Source organism: Sphaerospermopsis sp. LEGE 00249 (genome assembly GCF_014299995.1).
Classification (GTDB): domain Bacteria; phylum Cyanobacteriota; class Cyanobacteriia; order Cyanobacteriales; family Nostocaceae; genus Sphaerospermopsis; species Sphaerospermopsis kisseleviana.
This window is the reverse complement of sequence record NZ_JACJUZ010000057.1, coordinates 1-22,127: the sequence shown is the minus strand read 5'-3', so window position 1 is coordinate 22,127 and position 22,127 is coordinate 1. Positions and strand designations below refer to the sequence as shown.

Annotated in this window: 21 protein-coding genes; all 21 read left to right on the top strand. The window is 38.4% G+C overall.

Annotated features, from left to right (window positions below):
* The first annotated feature begins 194 nt into the window (after positions 1-194).
* Complete coding sequence (locus tag H5968_RS18010) at positions 195-1,382, top strand: lipopolysaccharide biosynthesis protein (RefSeq protein WP_187041058.1); 1,188 nt, start codon at positions 195-197, stop codon at positions 1,380-1,382.
* Positions 1,383-1,423: 41 nt separating this feature from the next.
* Complete coding sequence (locus H5968_RS18005) at positions 1,424-2,734, top strand: O-antigen ligase (RefSeq protein ID WP_187041057.1); 1,311 nt, start codon at positions 1,424-1,426, stop codon at positions 2,732-2,734.
* Positions 2,706-2,945 carry a hypothetical protein gene (locus tag H5968_RS18000; RefSeq protein ID WP_187041056.1) on the top strand — a complete coding sequence of 80 codons (240 nt, stop codon included), beginning with the start codon at positions 2,706-2,708 and terminating at the stop codon, positions 2,943-2,945. The genes H5968_RS18005 and H5968_RS18000 overlap by 29 nt, the downstream gene beginning before the upstream one ends.
* A 13-nt stretch (positions 2,946-2,958) precedes the next feature.
* Positions 2,959-3,567, top strand: a complete 609-nt coding sequence (gene hisH, locus H5968_RS17995; RefSeq protein ID WP_187041055.1) for an imidazole glycerol phosphate synthase subunit HisH — start codon at positions 2,959-2,961, stop codon at positions 3,565-3,567.
* Between the two features lie 7 nt (positions 3,568-3,574).
* Positions 3,575-4,336, top strand: coding sequence for an AglZ/HisF2 family acetamidino modification protein (locus tag H5968_RS17990; RefSeq protein WP_187041054.1), 762 nt, complete (start codon positions 3,575-3,577; stop codon positions 4,334-4,336).
* 40 nt (positions 4,337-4,376) lie between these two features.
* Entirely contained in the window at positions 4,377-5,519 is a 1,143-nt protein-coding gene (locus tag H5968_RS17985) for an N-acetyl sugar amidotransferase (protein ID WP_187041053.1), read from the top strand.
* 53 nt (positions 5,520-5,572) lie between these two features.
* Entirely contained in the window at positions 5,573-6,664 is a 1,092-nt protein-coding gene (locus H5968_RS17980) for a glycosyltransferase family 4 protein (protein ID WP_222620719.1), read from the top strand.
* Complete coding sequence (wecB, locus tag H5968_RS17975; RefSeq protein ID WP_187041051.1) at positions 6,661-7,746, top strand: non-hydrolyzing UDP-N-acetylglucosamine 2-epimerase; 1,086 nt, start codon at positions 6,661-6,663, stop codon at positions 7,744-7,746. The genes H5968_RS17980 and wecB overlap by 4 nt, the downstream gene beginning before the upstream one ends.
* A 217-nt stretch (positions 7,747-7,963) precedes the next feature.
* Complete coding sequence (locus H5968_RS17970) at positions 7,964-8,746, top strand: class I SAM-dependent methyltransferase (protein ID WP_187041050.1); 783 nt, start codon at positions 7,964-7,966, stop codon at positions 8,744-8,746.
* A gap of 71 nt (positions 8,747-8,817) precedes the next feature.
* Complete coding sequence (locus tag H5968_RS17965) at positions 8,818-10,086, top strand: glycosyltransferase family 4 protein (protein WP_187041049.1); 1,269 nt, start codon at positions 8,818-8,820, stop codon at positions 10,084-10,086.
* 23 nt (positions 10,087-10,109) lie between these two features.
* Positions 10,110-10,976 (top strand): TylF/MycF/NovP-related O-methyltransferase, encoded by an 867-nt coding sequence (locus H5968_RS17960; protein WP_187041048.1) that lies wholly within the window; start codon positions 10,110-10,112, stop codon positions 10,974-10,976.
* A gap of 60 nt (positions 10,977-11,036) precedes the next feature.
* Positions 11,037-11,966: an FkbM family methyltransferase gene (locus H5968_RS17955; RefSeq protein ID WP_187041047.1), complete on the top strand. Its 930-nt coding sequence runs from the start codon at positions 11,037-11,039 to the stop codon at positions 11,964-11,966.
* Between the two features lie 74 nt (positions 11,967-12,040).
* Complete coding sequence (locus H5968_RS17950; protein WP_187041046.1) at positions 12,041-12,988, top strand: aldo/keto reductase; 948 nt, start codon at positions 12,041-12,043, stop codon at positions 12,986-12,988.
* Positions 12,989-12,992: 4 nt separating this feature from the next.
* A complete protein-coding gene (locus H5968_RS17945; protein ID WP_206755142.1) occupies positions 12,993-13,802 on the top strand; it encodes a transketolase in 810 nt (269 codons plus the stop codon).
* The gene (locus H5968_RS17940; RefSeq protein ID WP_187041045.1) at positions 13,799-14,737 is read left to right on the top strand and encodes a transketolase family protein; all 939 of its coding nucleotides are present in this window, start codon (positions 13,799-13,801) and stop codon (positions 14,735-14,737) included. Before H5968_RS17945 ends, H5968_RS17940 begins: the two co-directional genes overlap by 4 nt.
* A 6-nt stretch (positions 14,738-14,743) precedes the next feature.
* The gene (locus H5968_RS17935; RefSeq protein WP_187041044.1) at positions 14,744-15,481 is read left to right on the top strand and encodes a sugar transferase; all 738 of its coding nucleotides are present in this window, start codon (positions 14,744-14,746) and stop codon (positions 15,479-15,481) included.
* A gap of 137 nt (positions 15,482-15,618) precedes the next feature.
* Positions 15,619-15,951 carry a DUF4351 domain-containing protein gene (locus tag H5968_RS17930; RefSeq protein WP_255427175.1) on the top strand — a complete coding sequence of 111 codons (333 nt, stop codon included), beginning with the start codon at positions 15,619-15,621 and terminating at the stop codon, positions 15,949-15,951.
* 307 nt (positions 15,952-16,258) lie between these two features.
* Positions 16,259-16,855, top strand: coding sequence for a YdcF family protein (locus tag H5968_RS17925; RefSeq protein WP_187041043.1), 597 nt, complete (start codon positions 16,259-16,261; stop codon positions 16,853-16,855).
* Positions 16,856-17,322: 467 nt separating this feature from the next.
* Positions 17,323-19,269 (top strand): nucleoside-diphosphate sugar epimerase/dehydratase, encoded by a 1,947-nt coding sequence (locus H5968_RS17920; protein ID WP_255427174.1) that lies wholly within the window; start codon positions 17,323-17,325, stop codon positions 19,267-19,269.
* Between the two features lie 487 nt (positions 19,270-19,756).
* On the top strand, positions 19,757-20,614 hold the full coding sequence (locus H5968_RS17915; protein ID WP_187041041.1) for a Uma2 family endonuclease: 858 nt from the start codon (positions 19,757-19,759) through the stop codon (positions 20,612-20,614).
* An 89-nt stretch (positions 20,615-20,703) separates the two neighbouring features.
* Positions 20,704-21,504 carry a nucleotidyltransferase family protein gene (locus H5968_RS17910; protein ID WP_187041040.1) on the top strand — a complete coding sequence of 267 codons (801 nt, stop codon included), beginning with the start codon at positions 20,704-20,706 and terminating at the stop codon, positions 21,502-21,504.
* Positions 21,505-22,127 lie beyond the last annotated feature (623 nt).

The window sequence follows — 22,127 nt, the reverse complement described above, 5'->3', positions numbered from 1 at the left end:
AAACCTCGAATCTACTGTATCTCCCTGTTTACGGAATGAATTATAATATTAAATCCAGCATTGCTCAATAAGAGAATCACAAAAGCTTTAATAACAACTAGACTTTTCTCTATATGAAACATATAAAAATTACTCCTTTTTGGCGTAATGTTTTCACGGTTATGTTTGGGACGTCCTTATCACAGGTAATTCCAATGTTGGCAGTAGTTTTACTTGCGCGAATACTTAGTAAAGATGCTTTGGGTTCGTATTTTACATGGATGGCAATCTCCAGTATTGTGATGGTAACAATCAATGCTGGACTGGATAAATCTATTTTTGTTGCTCATGAAGATAGATATGTCAATGAATTGTTGCAGTTTGCTTTTGTAATTGGACTAGTTGTATGTTTTACCGTCTTTACAGTAGCTTCTTTGTTTAATTTTTTTGCCCCTGCTAATGCAGATAACTTAATTTTTGGTTTTGTTGCAAGTGTTGTTATTTACTCGCTCGCAATGGCTTTTAATCGTACCTTACAGGCTGTCTCTATTTACAGATCAAAATTCGACCTTTTGAATAAGTCAAAAATTTTCTTTGCTGTGTCTATATCACTATCGCAGATATTAGCTACATTACTTGGATGGAAAATTAATGGATTGGTTTATTCTGCAGTTTTATGGTCTATAGTGTCAGTCCTATTTACAGCAAAACTACTTAGTATTTCAATTGGTGACCTCGCTAACATATCTATATCCTCTTTTAAAAAAACATTCGTAGAAAATTATCACTTCATAACTTTTTCTTTTCCTTCTGAATTAATTAGTTCTCTTAGTAGCCAATTCCCAGTTATTATTACTGCAACAAGATTTGGTTCATTAAGCGTAGCAGTGTATTCTCTCACTCTTCGTTCGCTTGCTGTTCCAATTGGTTTACTAGGCAATTCGGTATTAACTGTCTTTAAAGATAATGCGGGGAAAGATTTTCGAGAAAAGGGTGAATGTAAATACGTTTACCTAAGAACACTAAAGTCACTAATAGTCATTTCGTTTTTTCCATTTTTATTGTTGCATTTCTTCGGAAGCAATATATTTGAGCTTGTATTCGGTCACGATTGGATTATTGCAGGACAGTATGCCGAAACTTTGTCAATTCTATACTTTTTTGTTTTTATATCTTCTCCCTTGAGTTATGTTTTATTCTTCTCCAAAAAAGGTCAGTTCATTGATTTGACCTTTCAAGTTGTAGGGATTATCATCTCTTATCTCGTTTTCACCTATTCTCCTTCTATGGAAAATGCAATCTTTTTTTATACTGTTTTCGGTAGTTTTTACTACGTCATTTACCTATTTGCTTCTTTTTATATTGCTTCTGGCTCGAATTTTTTAGCACCTCTAGGTAAATGATATACAATCTGCTGTAATTTATCTCAAAATTTATTGGAAATTTGAAAATCATTTTAGAAATGCTTACTTTACAAAAACAAATAACTTCAATACTTTCAATTATCTGTGTATTTTTTATTTCCTATTTGCCACTTTCATATTTTTTTAAATCATTGCAACAACCAAACATTAAACAAACTGTTTTTTTGTTATTGATTGTTTTAAATATTTTAGTTATTTTCTTGCAAAAAAGAATAAAATCAAGAAATGAATGGACTATTTTTTCTTTATATCTACTTTTTCCAGTTTACTCTTTACTCAGTTATGGTTTTGCCGGAGATGCCCTAGATACGACAAGTGTCATTAGAAATATAGCCTTTATTAATCCATTATTTGCTCTATTTTCATTGTCTTGTCGTGATAACAAAAATAAAATTTTATTAATTTTATACGCAGTCTCATTTGTATATACGATATTCTTAGCTATTGCATTGATAAATGGTACCTTGTCTCTTAGCTCAAACTCTTTCCAATCTATTTTTTACCAGTCCTCTCAAATAAATGAGAATAATTACGGATACCAAAATACAAATATGTATCTTGGTATCAATAATTTGTCGGGGTTATATTTAGTTTTATCTTCAAAAAGAAGAATACTTAAACTTGTTGCAATTATGTCTGTTATACTTACAGTATTTGGAATGTTATTGACTGGTGGCAGATCTTCTTTAGTATCTTTACTAGTAGTATTTTCAATATTATTGATTCGATATTTTGCTAAATTATTGTACTCGCTCAGAAGGATAAAAAAAGCACTTATTATTTTATTTTTTATCATTTTCTTGATCTTTTTTCTCAATATCATTGTAATACCATTGTTGCCTACTGATTTAACGGTAAACCTTCCAACTATTCAAAGGCTACTGATATTAAGTGATACAGAAAGTGATTCCTCCATGAGGCTGTTATTGTTTAGCACTGCTTGGAACTTATTTATTGAAAACGCTTTTTCTGTTCTTTTTGGAGGTGGAATAAATAGTTTTTCAGCTTATATGGGATACTATGATGCAAAACAAATTATGTATCCACACAACATTATTTTAGAACTATTGTGTGAATATGGAATCATTGGTTTTATTTTCTTTTTTACTCCTGTTTTGTATATACTTCGAGCAAGAAAGAAATTTGAAAAAGTTTTTGGGCTTAGTTTGGAAGAAAAATTTATCTTTTTTATCTTTTTTTTCATATTAATGAATCATATGACAACTGGTTCATTGGGCGCATCTTGGATTCTTGTATATTTTTCGGCTCTCCTTGTGCCATCCAAATCGTTAAGATTACATCATGGCACAAATTCCCGTGATGGTATCTAACTTACCAGAGATGAGGGAAGTAGTATCCTCTAGTCAAGTAGGAGTAGTTATGGAAGATGGGAGTAGAGAATCATTCTTAAATGCCCTCAGCAAATTAGCATCCATGGATAGAGACTATTTGAAAAATCAGTTAACCAAGACCAGCCAGGAGTTTTGCTGGGAAGAGCAAGAAAAGGTGATGCTGGCGGCATATCAGCAATACATCATTTAAGTAAATTTAGAACATGATTGTCATCATTAACTCAGGCTTAGGAAATATTGCCTCAGTGTGGAACATGATTCGTAAAGTAGGTGGACAAGCCATCATCTCCCACCAAAAAGAAGACATCCTCAAGGCATCAAAACTGATTCTTCCCGGAGTGGGAGCTTTCGACCACGGAATTAATCAACTCAAATCACTTGACCTGTTGAGCTTAATTCAAGACCAAGCCCTGGGTGGAATCCCATTACTAGGTATATGTCTAGGAATGCAGCTACTATCCCGGGGGAGTGAAGAAGGTAATTTACCAGGACTGGGTTTAATTAATGCCGAATTTCACCGATTTTCATTTCCCAACCCCTGTCAATTGCCAGTCCCCCATGTAGGCTGGAATATCATCAAAGTGAAAAAAACTACCCCCCTGCTCGTAGATAACCAGGAGGAACAGCGTTTTTATTTCACTCATTCCTATCATGCAGTGTGTAGTAGAGAAACAGACATCCTCACATATACTGAGTATGGCTATGCCTTCCCATCAAGTTATGCCGATGGTAACATCTATGGAGTACAATTTCACCCAGAAAAAAGCCATCGTTTTGGGATGGGATTAATGAAAAACTTTGTAGAGATGTAACCACATCATGTTAAAACATCGAGTTATTCCTTGCCTTCTATTGCAAAATAATGGCTTAGTCAAGACTCAAAAATTCTCTAACCCTAAATATGTTGGTGATCCGATCAATGCGATCCGTATTTTCAACGAGAAAGAGGTAGATGAGTTAATAGTTATTGATATTCAAGCCAGTAAACTGGGACAAGAACCCAACTATCAACTCATAGAGGAATTTGCTGGGGAATGTTTTATGCCCCTGTGCTATGGGGGAGGTATTAAAACTGTTGAGCAAGCCCAGCGTTTATTTGCTGCTGGGGTAGAGAAAATTAGTTTACAAACCAGTATTATTAGTGATTGTAACTTAGTCAGGGAGATTACATCTAGATTTGGTAACCAAAGTGTAGTAGTATCCATTGACATCAAAAAAAATCTCCTGGGACAGTATAAGCTGTATAGTTCCACCCAAGGAAAAATTATCAGCATGGATTGGTTAGATTTCCTCCGCCAAGCCACTCAAGCTGGAGCAGGGGAAATTTTGCTAAATTCCGTAGACAAAGATGGTGCCATGACCGGGATGGACTTGCAACTGATTGCAACAGCAGCATCGGTCTGCACCGTTCCCCTAATTGCCATCGGGGGTGTTGGTAGTCTAACTGACATTCAATCCGCCGTCAAAGCAGGGGCGAGTGCTGTAGCTGCTGGCTCATTCTTTGTGTTTCACGGTCCCCATCGGGCTGTATTGATCACCTATCCTCAATATACCCAATTGGTTAATTTACTCACTTTTTAACTGAGTTGACTTACAATAATAACTTTAAATAATAAAATTTATGGTGAGAGCCTACGAAATTTGTACTCGTTGTGTCATGGATACCACTGACCCAGAAATCACCTTTGATGACCAAGGAGTGTGTAATCACTGTCATGATTTTGAGCAGGTAACTAAGCCAAACTGGTTTCCTAACGAGGAAGGGAATCAGAAATTACAGCAGATTTTTCAAAAAATCAAAACCTTTGGACAAGGGCGCTCCTATGACTGTATTTTAGGTTTGAGTGGGGGTGTAGACAGTTCATATCTTGCCCTTAAGGTTCATGAATGGGGTTTACGTCCCCTAGTGGTTCACGTTGATGCAGGTTGGAATAGTGAATTAGCAGTGGCAAATATTGAAGCCATCGTCAAGTATTGCAACTATGATCTATACACCCATGTCATTGATTGGGAAGAAATGCGGGATTTACAATTAGCCTATCTCAAGTCGGCAATATCAAATCAAGATGTCCCCCAAGATCATGCTTTTTTCGCCAATATGTATCATTTTGCCGTCCAGAATGACATTCGCTATGTCTTAAGCGGCGGTAATATTGCCACAGAGGCAATTTTTCCCAAAGCTTGGCATGGTTCAGCTATGGATAGTATTAATCTGCGGTCAATACATCAAAGATTTGGACAGATACCCCTGAAGAATTATCACACAATTAGTTTTTTTGATTATTACTTGGGGTATCCATTTATTAAAAAGATGCAGGTTGTACGCCCGTTAAATTATCTTCCTTATCACAAAGGAAAAGCAATTGTGGAATTGCAGGAAAAAATTGGCTGGCGTGCTTACGGGAGAAAGCATGGTGAGTCTTTATTTACTAAGTTCTTCCAAAACTATTATTTACCTGTGAAGTTTGGCTATGATAAACGCCGCCCTCATCTTTCTAGTTTGATTGTCTCTGGACAAATGTCTAGGTCGGATGCTTTGTCTAAATTAGAGGAGCCTCTATATCATCCAGATGAATTAGAAACTGATATTACTTTCTTTTGTAAAAAACTGCGGATTCCTCGTGATGATTTTAATCAATTAATGATCCTTCCCAATCGTCATTACACAGATTTTAATAATTGGGATTTATATCAAAGAATCATCAAAAATATTCAGAAATTTGTTGAAAAATCAACGGGTAAAAAATCAGGTGCTTATTCTTAAAATAAGAAATTTAATAATACATGAACAATCTCACCTCAGCAATAATCTGTCAGATGACATCCGTTCACCTGTGGCAAGATACTCGCATCTTCTTAAAAGAATGCGAATCTTTATCTAAAAACTATACAGTGTATTTAGTGGCTCCCAATGCTCCTAATGAAATTAAAAACTCAGTTAATTTAAGAGGAGTAACAAAACTGAAAGGTAGTCGCATCTTACGATTTACAAAAACAGTTTATGATGTCTATCGCGCAGCCTTAAAAGTTAATGCCCAGATATATCATTTCCACGATCCTGAATTAATTCCCGTTGGGTTACTCCTCAAGTTGCAAGGTAAAAAAGTTATTTATGATGTCCATGAGGATGTCCCCCGTCAAACCTTGGGTAAAGATTATATACCTCATCTGATCAGATTTACAATTAGCTGGGTAATTGAAAAACTGGAAAATTTCGCTGCCCCCAAGTTTGATGCCATTGTTACCGCTACACCATTTATTCGGCAGCGATTTTTAAAGTTAAATCCCTTAACTATTGACATTAATAACTACCCTATATTAACAGAATTAGTGACACCAGAATCGTCTTCACCGGAAAAGGAAAAAAGCGTTTGTTACGTGGGGGGTATTTGCCAAATTCGAGGAATCTTGGAAATGGTGCAAGCTATTGGTATGACAAATGCCACCTTACTATTGGGAGGAACCTTTAGCAATGCAGGTGAAAAAGCTAAGGCAGAGTCTTTAACTGGATGGCAAAATGTTCGATCACTAGGCCAATTAAACAGGCAAGAGGTTGCTAATGTTTTATCTCGCTCAGTAGCTGGTTTAGTTCTTTTTCATCCAGCACCCAATCATGTGGATGCACAGCCTAATAAAATGTTTGAGTACATGTCAGCCGGGATTCCAGTCATTGCCTCTAACTTTCCCCTCTGGCGGGAAATTATTGAAGGTAATAACTGTGGGATTTGTGTTGATCCCCTCAATCCCCAAGAAATTAGCGCAGCTATCCAATATTTAATCAATCATCCCCAAGCGGCGGCAGAAATGGGGAAAAATGGACGCGAAGCAGTGGAAAATAAATATAACTGGGAGCAGGAATCTCAAAAACTACTATCCCTTTACCAAGAGCTTTTACCAACACAGCTATGAAAATTTTGACCATTGTGGGAGCTAGACCGCAATTTATCAAAGCCGCAACGGTCTCCCGTGCCATTAAGGAATATGCAGACTCCCATATTCAAGAAATACTAGTCCATACCGGTCAACATTACGACTTTAATATGTCTGATGTCTTTTTCACCGAAATGCAAATTCCCTCACCCCAATATCATCTGGGAATTGGCGGGGGTTCCCACGGCGCAATGACCGGTCAAATGCTCTCAAAAATTGAGCAAGTCATGGTGAAGGAAACCCCCGATGTAGTTCTAGTATATGGTGACACTAACTCCACCTTAGCTGGGGCATTGGCAGCGGCTAAACTCCATATTCCTGTAGCTCATGTGGAAGCGGGGTTACGTTCCTTCAATCGCCAAATGCCAGAAGAAATTAATCGAGTTCTTACTGATCACATTTCTCATTGGTTATTTTGTCCCACCCACACCGCCATTGCCAATTTAGCACAGGAAGGTATTGTTGACAGTAGTTCAACCCGGGTGTGTCATGTTGGGGATGTCATGTATGATGCTGCTCTATTTTACCGGAATATTGCCCCAGCCACCAATGCCACCAACCAGTTAATCAGTGAACTAAAGAGTCAATTTTATCTAGCTACGATTCACAGAGCGGAAAATACAGATAACCCTGATCGTCTTGAGCATATTCTGCAAGCTTTAAACTTGATTTCTCAAACAACTCCTGTGGTTCTCCCTTTGCATCCCCGAACCCGCAAGTTATTAGAACACACACAATTTAATCATATTCGGTTTCTACAGCCTGTAGGTTATTTTGATATGATTACTTTGTTAAGTCATTGTCAGGGAGTTTTTACTGATAGCGGTGGAGTGCAAAAAGAAGCATATTTTTTCTGTAAGCCCTGTGTTACTTTACGCGAGGAGACCGAATGGGTGGAATTAGTGAAAGGTGGTGTGAATATATTAACAGGGGCTAGTTTTGAGAAGATTATAGATGCCGAAAAACATATTTATAACTCTGAATTTGATTATTCCCAAGAACTTTATGGGAGTGGTAACTCCAGCTACAAAATAGTAGAAATACTCAGTCAAAAGATGTAACTTTTACAATTTAATTTTTACCTAGTCTTACCTCAGTTAACCAATTAGTTTATACAATTCTAACCTAATTATGAACTGGAAATTAAAAGCCAAAATACAGAATCTAGTCAGTCTTCTCCCCCCAAATATCTCCTATTCTACCTATTACTGGATACAAAGAAACTTTGGCTCTTTAAAAAAGAATAAGCTTAATCCCATGAGCAGACTACAAGCGGGAATGGAAACGTGTAAACACATTGAAAATGTCGGTCAATCACCTGTAGGGGCTACATTTTTAGAGGTAGGTACAGGAAGGAGAATTAATACTCCTCTAGCATTTTGGCTGTTAGGAGCAGAAAAAATTATTACTGTCGATTTAAACCCTTATTTAAAAGAGGAACTTGTTAAAGCAGATTTAGAATATATCAAAAATCATGCTACTCAAATTGAAGATTTGTTTGAGAACCGTATTGTCAATAATCGCTTAAATCTTCTGATTGAATTCACTCAATCCCCCTTCAATTTGCATGATTTATTAAAATTTATTAATGTTGATTATATCGCACCGGGGGACGCTTCCCAACTGAGCATACCCTCAAACTCTATTGACTTTCACACATCCTATACTGTCTTTGAGCATATTCCCCCAGAAATAATTAAGGCAATTATTAAGGAGGGTAAAAGAGTATTAAATAGTAATGGGCTGTTTGTACACAAAATAGATTACAGCGATCACTTTTCCCATTCAGATAAATCCATTTCTGCTATTAACTTTTTGCAATTTTCGGATAGTGAATGGAATAGAATTGCCGGTAATAGATATATGTATATGAATAGATTACGCCACGATGATTTTAGAAAATTGTTTGTAGACTTAGACACTTCAATTTTATTAGATGAAGTAAATGAAAGTTTGGATGCCAGGAGTTCTCTCAATGAAATCACTTTAGACTCTTTCTTTTCCCAAAAAGATACAGAGATACTTAGTATTACATCAGCATGGATCATTGCTTATTTTTAGCTTCTTCCTTATTTTATTATAAGTAATAAGCAAGTATAAATCACATAGCAAGAATCTCTTAAACTTAATTTATGAAAATTTGGCTTATTCAACGTTCCGAATCTACACCTCATGATGGCCTTGGCGATGCTAGAATTATGAGAACAGGTATGATTGCCAAGGTGCTAGCTGAACGCGGCCATACAGTTATATGGTGGACATCAACTTTTAATCATTTTAAGCATTGCCATAGATATAAAACAGATACTCGTGTAGAAGTGTCGAATAACTATCATATCCAATATGTCCGAGGTTTTGGTTATCAAAAAAACCTTTCCATATCCAGGATAATAGACAACATTTTGATGGCAAGAAGGTTTAAATTACTTGCTTATAAAGACACTGATAAACCAGATATAATTCTGGCTTCTGTTCCAACTATAGAATTGGCTAGGGAAGCAGTCCAGTACGGTTTAAAGTTCGGTATTCCAGTTGTTCTCGATATTCGTGATTTATGGCCAGACGTAATTTACGACTTTTTCCCAACTTACCTCAGGTCTCTGCTGAGTCTAGCTTTTATTCCCATGGTGTGGCAATTAAAACAAGCCTGTAGTCATGCAACGGGTATTGTTGGTTTGACTGATGCTTTTGTCGATTGGGGAATTGCTCATGCTGACCGATCTAGAAATACAAATGATAGGGTGTTTAGGATGGGTTATTGGTCGGAAAAGGAATTAACAGAGAAACAGGAAGAATTTTCTTATAATTTTTGGCAAAGTCAGGAAATTGAGAAGAATGACGATTGTGTTTTGGTAATTTTTTTGGGTACGCTGGGTCAATCTTTTGATCTAATTCCAATAATAGAGGCAGCCAAAATATTACAAGAGAAAAAGTCAAACGCAAAATTCATTATTTGTGGTTCTGGAGTAAAGCTTACATTTTGGCAAAATCAGGCTGCCAATCTCAGTAATATTCACTTTACAGGTTGGATTGATAAACATGAAATTATCACCCTATTAAAAATAGCAGATATTGGACTTGCTCCCTACATTAACTCCATTAACTATGTTGATACTCCTGGAAATAAACCAGGTGAATATATGTCTGGTGGTTTGGCAATAGCATTAAGTCTGGAGAACGGTAGTCTTTATGATATCATTCATGAATATGAATGTGGTTTTAGCTATCATAATTCTCCAGAATTGCTAGCTTATGAACTCGATCAATTATCAAAAAACCGCGAACGTTTAGAAACAATGAAACAAAATTCCATCGCGACATTTAAAAACTTGTTTGATGCCAAAGTTGTTTACAATCAATTGGCTGAATACCTAGAAAGCTTTGTTTCATCAGAAAATTAGTAGAAGTTACATCAGTGATACATATGCCGAACTCCCATATCTCTAACCTCTCTACCATTAATTACAATCCATCTCTTGTGGCTAAAATAGCTAAATTGATAATTCCTATTTTGGCTAAAATCTTACCTGCTAGTATCTATAAGTTAGTCTACGATTTTCTCTACCGCACTTATCAAGTTTTGCTTCGCTATCTTTATGGAGTTAAAGCTTTCGCCGCTCGTATTTATGGAGATAAATCTCTCAGGATGAAAACATCTCTGACTTGGAAACTCTTACCCTACACAATGGGCGGTAGTAAGGCTTTAGAAAATGCTTTTGAAGTAACTGCATTAGCTGAATTGAGAAATCTACCCGGGGCAATTGTAGAGTGTGGCGTTGCCCAGGGTGGAACATCGGCAATGATGGCTTTAACTAATAGATTACTGGGTCAACAGACGCGACAAAAATGGTTATTTGACTCCTACGAAGGCTTACCAGAACCCACTGCTGAAGATTACGAAGGAGGTAAAGCGGGTAACTTTATCCGTCCCCTCCCCAAAGGCTCCTGTTTAGGAACTATAGAACAAGTCAGTGAACTTATGTTTGACAAACTGGGCTTTCCTCAAGCAGAAACTCATCTGGTTAAAGGGTGGTTTCAAGATACTGTTCCAGCCTATCGCCAGCAAGTGGGTGAAATAGCAGTTTTACGACTAGATGGGGACTGGTATGAGTCAACCAAAGTACCTCTAGAAAACTTTTATGACCTTGTGGTTACTGGCGGTTTGATCATTGTCGATGATTATGCTACCTGTTTTGGTTCCCGTAAAGCTGTTGATGAATTTCGCTCTGTTCACAATATTACTAATCCCCTCAAAGCCGATGGACGAGGAGGAGTATGGTTCGAGAAGTAATCAACTCATTATACTGGTTATTTAGATTTAGAAGGTAGAAAACCGATTAGGAGTCCAGGAATGATAAAACATTTATTTTCTTTGTACCGACAGTCGCCTTTCTGGTTACGTGATATAATTGCGACTTTGACTTTTCCAATTAAGATTTTTATGTTGCCTTTTGGTAATAGTATATATATTAGTGGATATTATATGATACTAGACTACCGTGATAATGCTTCCTTCAAATATTTTACCGATAGAGAAAGGTATGAACTTACTGAAATAACAGCTTTCTTAAAGGCAATAATTTACAACAAAGGGACTTATGTAATTGATGTTGGTGCTAACTACGGAGCTTTTTGTCTTGCAGCAGCAGACTTATATCGATTTGGCTTGATAAAAAAAATAATAGCAATTGAACCAGATTTAAGGCCTTATAATGCTCTTAAAAAGTCGCTTACTACAAATCAATTTGTCGGTGTTGATGTACACAACTTGATTATTGGTGACTCTTCTAGTACAGAAACAATTTTTATTAATGCAAGATCTTCCGCTGATAATAGGACTCATAAGGTTACTACTGCACCAATCAGAGTCCAGAATTCATATCAAGTTAGCAGTATGAGCCTTGATAGTTTATTGCGATCAACAGGTGTTGATTATGAATCAATGTTTGTTATCAAAATGGACATTCAAGGTAATGAACCTCGTGCAATCAAAGGAATGAAGCTTATACTATCAAGTGCAAAAGGTTTTATTTTGTTCTTTGAGCATTGCCCTTATTTAATTGAATCTGCTGGAATCAGTGAGGAGGAATATCTTGATGATTTGAAATCCCTTGATGCCGATGCTATTTACGAAATATCCGGTGGTTCAGTGATTTCCTTATCTTCATTTTCTGACCTCTCAGTGAGATTTGGTCAGATTAAGCTTCAACAGGAAACTAAAATGCAGGGGTCTGGTTCTAATTTTATCCTGGTCAAGAATATGAACTTTCCTCTAGACTAATGTACTGAGATTTGTGCTGTGAACCACCCCAAAAAAGTTACAACTAAACAACTAAACTCACAAAAGTGTTGCCCATGGATTTGGTAAGCCTATTTGGCACAGAAATGATGATTTCCCGAATCATTTTTGGTTGTGAACCCCTTGGGGGGACTGACTGGGGAAAAGTTGATGAGCAACAACTAGAGCAAGCCGTGACTAAAGCCTTGGACTTAGGTATTAACTGCTTTGATGTTGCCGATGTCTATGGTTTAGGTCGGGCGGAAGAAAGACTAGCAGAAATTTTGGGAGCTAAAAGACATGAGGTCGTTATTATCTCTAAGTTTGGAGTTAATTGGCAACCTTCCCTAGGAAAAAATCGCGCTCATACTTTTCTTGACTCCAGCCCCCATAGAGTCATCACTGCATTGGAAAATAGTTTGAGGCGGCTAAAACTTGACTGCATTCCTATCTATTTAATTCATTGGCCTGATCCCAACACTCCCATTGAAGAAACCATAGAAGCACTGTGTAAATGTCAAGACATGGGCAAAATCCAACATTTTGGAGTTTCTAATTTTCCCCTGCCATTGTTAAAGCAAGCTCATAGCTGGCATAAAATACCCTTTGTTGAACTGCAATACAACTTGGTTGACCGTAGCTCAGAAATAGAACTACTTCCTTACTGCCTTACAGAACACATTAACGTCTTTGCCTACGGTTCACTGGCACAAGGCCTACTTACGGGTAAGTATGATGTAAATACAAAATTCAGTCAAGATGATCGTCGGCATCGTTTACCCCATTTCCAACCAGATAATTTAGCAAAAAACTTGTCAATTATTGACAAGTTAAACAAATTAAGTGAAATTCATAACAAAAAAGTATCACAGGTTGCCATTCGCTGGCTTCTTGACCAACCTAGTGTGTCCGCTGCCATTGTTGGTGCTAAAACTCCTGAGCAAACTGAGATGAACATTGCTGCCTTTGGTTGGCATCTCTCAGAACAAGATCAAGAATACCTTAATTCCAATCAAAACTATTAGAAAAGTGAGAAGTGAAAAACTAGCACAGCAAATCCGTAAACACGCACTGAGAATGACCAGTTTAGGAAAAAGCTCCCATATTGGTTCTGTATTCTCCATAGCTGATATTCTTGCGGTCTTATATGGGGAAATTCTTCAGGTTGACCCTCAGAACCCAACTTGGTCAGCAAGAGATCGTTTTATACTTAGCAAAGGCCATGCCGGAGCAGGAGTGTACGCAGTTCTAGCAGAACGGGGCTTTTTCCCTGTTGAGAAACTAAACACTCATTATCAAGATGGTTCTGACCTTAGTGGTCATGTTTCTCATAAGGGTATTCCCGGTGTTGAGTTTTCCACCGGTTCCTTGGGACATGGACTTCCTGTCGGTGCGGGAATGGCCTATGGGGCTAAACTTGATGACCTCAGCCATAGGGTTTTTGTCTTACTCAGTGATGGAGAGTGTGATGAGGGATCTAACTGGGAAGCGATTCTTTTTGCCGCTCATCATCATCTTGATAACTTAGTTGCAATCATAGATTACAATAAGCTTCAAAGTATTACAACCATCAAAGAAACCCTTAACTTAGAACCCTTTGCTGACAAATGGCGTAGTTTTGGGTGGGCCGTTCAAGAAATTGACGGACATGATCATTCAGCAATTCAATCGGCTTGCTTACAAATTCCCTTTGAGCTTGGCAAACCTAATTGCATCATTGCCCACACCACTAAAGGGAAAGGAGTTTCCTTTATGGAAGATTCTGTACTTTGGCATTATCGTTCCGCCCAAGGAGAAGAATATGAAAAAGCTCTACAGGAGTTGAACTCACAACTATGAGAAATGCTTTTATCCAGCGTTTGTTGGAATTAGCGGAGTCTGATCCAAGAATAATGCTACTCACTGGTGATCTTGGTTTTGGAGTCTTTGAGAAATTTGCTCAACGTTACCCCAAACAATTTCTCAATGTGGGCGTAGCAGAACAAAACTTAACAGGTTTAGCGACGGGGTTAGCGTTGGAAGGACGAATACCCTTTACCTATTCCCTTGCCAATTTCCCTACACTGCGTTGTTTAGAACAAATTCGCAATGATGCTTGTTATCACAACGCCAATGTGAAAATTGTTTGTATGGGTGGCGGCTTTAGCTATGGTGCATTGGGAATTTCTCATCATGCTACTGAAGATTTGAGCATTCTCAGAGCCTTACCAGATATAACAATAGTTGCTCCCGGTGATGACTGGGAGGCATCTGAAGCTACTTCATCCTTAGCCAATACCCAAGGCACATGTTACCTGCGACTTGATAAAAGCAGCGCAGGAATGACTAATCAACATGAAGAAGTATTTACACTAGGTAAAGCTAGGAAGTTGCGTGATGGTAGTGACATCACATTGATTAGTATTGGTGGTATCCTCAATGAAACCTTGAAAGCTGCAAAACTATTGGCAGAAAAAGGAATAGAGTCTCGCGTTATCAGTTTACATACACTGAAACCACTGGATAAAGAAGTCATATTTGATGCAGTTAAAAACACAGGAGGTATTGTAACAATTGAAGAAAATACCATTCAAGGTGGCTTAGGGGGAGCAGTAGCGGAAGTTTGTTTGGAAAACGGTATTATTCCCCAGATTTTTTGCAGAATAGGTTTACCAGACTGTTTTTCGTCTCTTGTGGGCAGTCAAGATTATTTGCGATCGCAATACAAAATGAGTGCTGAACACATATATAACAAACTTCTTATGAGATTAAATTCAACCGATAAACAAAAATAAAAACATATGAAAAGATTGTTTGACACAGTTGCATCTACAATCGGATTACTTCTGTGTTTTCCCGTTTTCCTGATTGTAGGTACTCTGATTTGGTTGCAGGACTTTTGTTCTCCCTTGTATGTAGCAACTAGAATTGGTCTCAAAGGTAAGCCTTTTCAGATGCTCAAATTGCGATCAATGATTGTTAATGCTGATCGTATAGGGGTTGATTCAACTTCAGCTAATGATCCGAGAATTACGCGGGTTGGTCACTTTATCCGCAGGTATAAGTTGGATGAACTATCTCAACTTTGGAATGTCCTCAAAGGGGAGATGAGCTTAGTAGGTCCACGCCCGAATGTGCGACGAGAAGTGAGCCTGTACACAAGCACAGAAATGAAATTACTTTCCGTGAAGCCTGGTATTACAGATATATCCTCAATAGTTTTCTCCGATTTGGGTGAAATACTGAGAAACCACTCAGATCCTGACATTGCCTATAATCAGCTAGTTCGTCCTTGGAAGAGTAGATTAAGCTTGATTTATATAGAAAATCAGTCATTTATATTGGATATAAAACTGATTCTAATTACTGTCATGAGCATATTCTCTCGCAGATTAGCACTAAGAGAAGTTACCAAAATTTTAGTAAATTTGCAGGTAGACAGGCAACTTATTCAAATTGCCTCTAGACAAACAGAGCTTTATCCTTTTCCTCCACCGGGAGCTACAGAAATTGTCATCTCTCGTGAGCATGTATATTGAATATTGAATGCCCGTTGGGACTTAAAACTTATAACTTAAAAACTTATAACTTAACAGTACCAACCAAATATGAGTAAACAGGCGATCGCCTACCTATACTAATACTATTGCTGGTGCGATCGCGGCTCTGAAAAAAGATGAAAACAGATAAGCTATTTTACCGTATATTCCTAACTCTGTTAGACCTGAAAACAGCAGATATTACCCAGACAAGATTCTATCGGGATGTGTTTCAACTGGGAGCTAAGGAGGGTAGACAAGAAGGTAAAGCCGAAGGTAGACAAGAGGGTGAAGCCCAGCTAATTATCCGTCTATTAAACCGTCGCTGTGGAGTATTGTCCCTCAACCAAGAAGCTCAAATCCGTTCCTTAGACCTGAATCAACTGGAGTCACTAGGAGAAGCCCTCCTAGACTTTACCACCATTGCTGACCTAGAAGCTTGGTTAAATGGTACACATCAAGAACAATAGGAATATACTACCAAATATAGCAGTGCTGGTGCGATCGCCTTTAAAAATAACCTGGGGGCGATCGATACTGTTATACAAAAATTTTGATAAATACCACAAATTACTGGAGTTTGTAGGATGTTGTAGGGGCGAAGCATTTGGGCGATAATTTAAGGGAAAAATCAGACATCTAGATATCCCATAAGCTTCGCCCTGCCCCCATAAATATCTTAAGTAAAGGTGAGATAACCGGATATCTGGGGAAAATCGTCTCAGATGAAAAATTTGCCTCTAACATAGGCATATAGCTTAAATATTATCCACGGATATGGTCAAACCTCTGCGCTTATTAACCCTAGCTGGTTGCTTGGGAATGTTCACAATAGCCACTGCTATCCCCCTGCGTCTAGCTATAGCACGTCAACAAAATCCCCAACCCCAAGCCATTTTGATGCTCAGTGGGGAAGACAGCAGAGCCAAATTCACCCGAGAAATGGCTCAAAAATTCCCTGACCTTCCCATTTGGGTTTCCGTGGGCGAACCGGAAATCCGCCGCATCTTAGGTGACCTTCACAACCAAAAGCTACAGGGAGGCGATCGCATCCAGTACGACAATCGCGCTACAGATACAGTTACTAATTTTACCACCATGGTTGCACCTTTGCAACAAAACAATATTCGCCACGTCTATCTCGTCACCTCAGACTACCATATGCCCCGCTCCCAGGCGATCGCCACTATTGTCTTTGGTAGTCAGGGAATCGCCTTTACTCCTGTCCCCGTACCCTCCCAAAGCTCTCAGAGAGAAGCTCGAACACGTATTGCTAGGGACATAGGGCGCTCAGTGGTTTGGCTAGTTACCGGGCGCACCGGAGCCAGTTTCAATCCCCGCTTGCAATCGGCGACAGGGAATAGTAGATCATAAATTTGTCAATTTACTAAGTCAATTTACTAAAAATATACCCCAAACATCCCCGACTTTTGGTAATGTACAAGTGTTCCGAAAAGTCGGGGATTTCATGAGATATCTCCACAATAGAATGTATTAATTTGTCATAAGTTGTAGGGGCGAAGCTTATGGGCGTTAATTTAACGGAAAAATCAGACATCTAGATATCCCATAAGCTTCGCCCAGCCCCCATAAATAGGTTCCATAATTTCTTTTCTGGGGATGTCTATTGATTTTCATACCAATTCTATGTGAGGTTGCGCTATATTTCCGTAGGGGCAATTCATGAATTGCCCCTACTCTGATTATTGCATCTTCATACAGAAATGGTATCACCAGAGTTCTATTATTAATGCTTAGTTTGTGACAAATTTAATTCTAAACTGTTTGATCACACTTTCCCATCCATAACTATGCGAATAACATATTTTCTGCTTAGTCTTTTGAAAAAAACTGTTTTTATCAAAAATATTACCCATTTTCTCCAAACTTCATCAAGAACAAAAAAGCATCTGATTCTGTATTTAACTGACTCTCTACTATTTTTATTGGCAATTTATATTGCATTTTCCATAGATTCCCACAGTTTATTTCCTTTGGATATACTGGGTAAATATCTCCCTTCTATTATTCCGCTGATTCCCGGAAAAATCCTGTTATTTTCCCTACTGGGAATGTACAAAAATGTACTAAAATACAGTGAATTTGCCTTTTTATACACAGCCTTCAAATCAGTTATGTTGGGACAAGGAGGATTGATCATCCTGGATTTGGTTTTCCGGTTCAATTTCCTACCTATTTCTGTTCAGATAGTAGATACTTTAATCACACTAATTTTAATAGTCACAGTCAGACTCATAGGCCGATGGGTGTTATATGGTTTGAGTTCCCCCCTGAGATTAAAATTCCCATCTCAACCCATTAGTAGTGTAGCAGATAGCAAGCAACTCCTGCAACCAATAATTATCTATGGAGCCGGACAAGCTGGATTTCAACTATCCCAAGCACTTGTTTTGGATAACAACTTTGAGATTATAGCCTTTGTGGACGACAATTCACAACTATGGAAACATACGATTAATGGCATTCAGGTTTATAGCCCTGAGAAGTTGGAATATCTAATTAACAAGTACCAGGTACAGCTAGTACTCTTAGCAATTCCATCAGCAACGCCCAAAAGAAAGCAAGAAATTGTTGCGGAACTTAAAGCTCTAGATATAAAAGTGAAAACAGTACCCACTCTAGCAGAAATCATATCAGGTAAAGTCTCCATTGCTCAACTCCGGGAAATCAATATAGGCGATATTTTAGGACGAGAAGAAGTTCTCCCAGATCCCAAGTTACTGCAAGTCAACATCACAAATAAATCTGTTTTAGTCACAGGAGCGGGTGGTTCTATTGGTTCAGAACTCTGTCGTCAAATTGCTCAACAACAACCCCGCCACCTAGTTCTATATGAATTAAATGAATTTGCACTATATAACATTGAAATAGAGTTACGAGAAACCTACCCTAACTTGTCTTGTTCTGCTTGTTTAGGCTCAGTAACTGATGCCCAACGCCTGAAACAGGTAATTACAGAATATAATATTGATACTTTATATCATGCTGCGGCTTACAAGCACGTTCCTTTAGTAGAAATGAACCCTGCCCAAGGGGTGATTAACAATATTTACGGTACACTAGTAGCTACGCGCACGGCCAATGAGTGTAAAGTTGAGACTTTTGTCTTAATTTCCACCGATAAGGCTGTACGACCCACCAGTGTGATGGGAACAACCAAACGAGTGGCTGAGTTGATTTTGCAAGCTTTATCAAAACAGCCGGATACCTACACCCGTTTGCTCATGGTCAGGTTTGGTAATGTGTTAAATAGCACGGGTTCAGTAGTACCCCGATTTCAACAACAGATTTTACAGCGACAACCGATTACTATTACCCATCCCGAAATTACTCGCTATTTTATGTCCATTCCCGAAGCAGCTCGCCTGGTCATTCAAGCTGGCGCTCTCGGTGAGGGGGGAGAGGTTTTCCTCTTGGATATGGGGGAACCGGTAAAAATTTACGATCTGGCGGTGCAAATGGTAGAACTCAGTGGTCTAGTTTTAGGGAAGGACATTGAGATTAAAATCACAGGTTTGCGTCCAGGAGAGAAGCTCTATGAAGAGTTGTTGATTGAAGAAGAGAATGTTAAAAAAACTATACATCCGAAAATTTACTCCGCCCAGGAAGCAATGATACCTTGGACAAAGCTAGAGCCATATCTGTATCAGCTTTTCTTAGCAGCCCAAGAAGAAGACAGAGATACTCTCTTATCTCTGCTCAAGGTCCTGGTTCCTGAATATTACTCTCCACAGTTATCATCCAAACTGCTGAGTAAATCTGCTTGACACTCCCCATGGGGACTTCCAGAAGCTTGTGGAGACGTTGCATGCAACCTCTCTACAACCATTAATTACCGGAGATGTTTATTAGACATCTGGTGAAAATGAATGTAGGTACAATTCATGTAGGGACAATTCATGAATTGTCCCTAGAACGTCGATTCAGTAATGCTAGGTAATTTGTTTTTACCTTGTAGGGGCGAAGCATTCGGGTGATAACCTATCGCTGAAACCAATTCATATTCCGTCCGAATGCTATACGCCCTTACGATTAATGAATCGGTGTTCTAGAAAGGGTTTCAAATTACCCACATTCAATTACCGGAGAGATACAGCACATTCCATCTACATGAGGTACAATATGAACAGGCAAAACTTGTACTGAGCTTGTCGAAGTATGCCTGTGATATAAGGGTTTTATCATTAATAATTAATATCTGTACCTCATCATAACGAAAAATGCTGTATAATGAAACACAGGAGGTAATGAATCATGTATCAAAGTGAAGCACCCCCGCAAAAAAACCTGCCCACCATGTATGATTTACCCAGTGAGGGTGACAATGAGGAAGAATTAGAGTCCACCATTCATCCCCGTCCACCCTGGGAAACTTTGCCGACGATGCATGATTTACCTAGTGAAAATCCAGAGGAACCAGGGTTGCCAGACGAATTTCATGACTTTCAACCACAATTATTACGGGAAACCTGCCAATCTCCTGTTTATCCCCAGGAAGAAATGTTCATTGGTACGGATTTAAACTTATATTATGATGTGCGCCATTTTGCATGGTATAAAAGACCAGATTGGTTTTTAGTGTTAGGTGTACCCGTTTCAGAAACACAAGAGGATATGCGCTGGAGTTATGTCATTTGGCAAGAAGGACTAGCGCCATTTTTAATCGTAGAATTATTATCACCAGGTACAGAAGCAGAAGATTTAGGACAAACATCAAGAAGCGCGAATAAACCACCGACAAAATGGCAAGCTTATGAACAGTATTTGCGATCGCCCTACTATGTTATTTTCGATAGATATGAAAATCGCCTCCGAGTATTTCAACTCATGGGCATAAAATATCAAGCAGTGGAACTGGTAGAACCAAAATTCTGGTTTCCTGAATTGCAATTAGGAGTAGGGGTTTGGTCAGGAAAATATCAAGGTACAGAAGGTTTGTGGCTACGTTGGTATAATGAGGATGGTGATTGGATTCCTACTTTTGCTGAAAGCGCACAACAGGAAAAACAACGAGCAGAACAAGAAAAACAACGAGCAGAAAAAGAAAAACAACGAGCAGACAAACTAGCGGAAAAACTGCGAGCTTTGGGAGTGAATTTAGATGAAATTTAAAGGAATTTAAACAAGCAAGCCAGGTAATAATTTTCTTGGCTAATAGCCTAGTTCAGCTTTAATGTTCATGTAGATGGAATGTGCTGTATATGAAGAACATTTATACAGAAAACAGCAATCAAACTCTAGAACAAAGAAAACAAGAAGCATTACAAACAGCCGCAAAATGTCAGCAAATTCTCATAGAAAAGGGAGCAAAAGAAGTAATATTATTTGGTTCTTTATCAGGAGAAAGCCCTTGGCATTGGCAATCTGATTTAGATTTAGCAGTGACAGGAATGTCGGAAAAGCAACAATGGGAGGCATATTCTCTTCTAGAAAAAATCGCACCTAATTGGTTAAAAATAGATTTGGTAGCATTAGAAGAACTACCAGATTTTGTCCGTTCTCGGATTCTCAAAGAAAAACTCATGCCAACTAATAAATATTTAGCCTTAAAAACTCGCATTGAAGACGAGATGATGGCTTTAGAGCAGAATTTTCAAGCTTTAAAGCAATTAATTGCTCAAGCAGAAAGTATTCCAGAAATTGCTCTCACTCCTGCGTTATCTAGCTATATTTGTGATTTTTACACAGCCTGTGAGCGAATTAGTGAAAGAATTGCTGTTACTTTAGATGAGGGAATGCCAAAAGCCGAAAATTGGCATGAACAACTATTGTTACAAATGGCAGAAATTGGTGGGGAAAATCGTCCTCCTGTCTGGCAAGGTTCACTATTATTACAATTAAATGATTATCGGAAATTTAGACATTTAGCACGTCATAATTATAATTTGCAATTGCGAAAAGAAAGAGTATTAGAATTAGCCCAACAAACAGAAATAATTATCGTCAAAATCCAAGAGGCGATCGCACTTTTTAATCAATGGTTAGAATCTCAAGCAAAATAAATAAATATAGCATTTACCAAGCTAGTGAGGTACAGAGTTTTTTATCTTAGGGAATTGGGAATTGGGAATTGGGAATTGGGAATTGGGAATTGGGAATTGGGAATTGGGAATTGGGAACAGTAAATAAATTAGGGTGTACCTCATGAGACTGGGAAACGTTATAAATAAATAAATAATAAATCAATAATTAGGGCTTGCTGAATAAAGACAAAAGCTAGATATATTAGACCTCTCCCAAATAGAATGTATTAATTTGTAATATGTTGTAGGGGCGAAGCATTCGGGTGATAACCTATCGCTGAAACCAGTTCATATTCCGTCCGAATGCTATACGCCCTTACGATTAATGAATCGGTATTCTAGAAAGGGTTTCAAATCACCCATATTCAATTACCGGAGAGATACAGCACATTCCATCTACATGAGGTACAATATGAACAGGCAAGACTTGTACTGAGCAGTTAGTTAGCTTGTACTGAGCGACTTGTCCTGAGCCTGTCCTGAGCCTGTCCTGAGCCTGTCCTGAGCCTGTCCTGAGCCTGTCCTGAGCCTGTCCTGAGCCTGTCCTGAGCCTGTCCTGAGCCTGTCCTGAGCCTGTCCTGAGCCTGTCCTGAGCCTGTCCT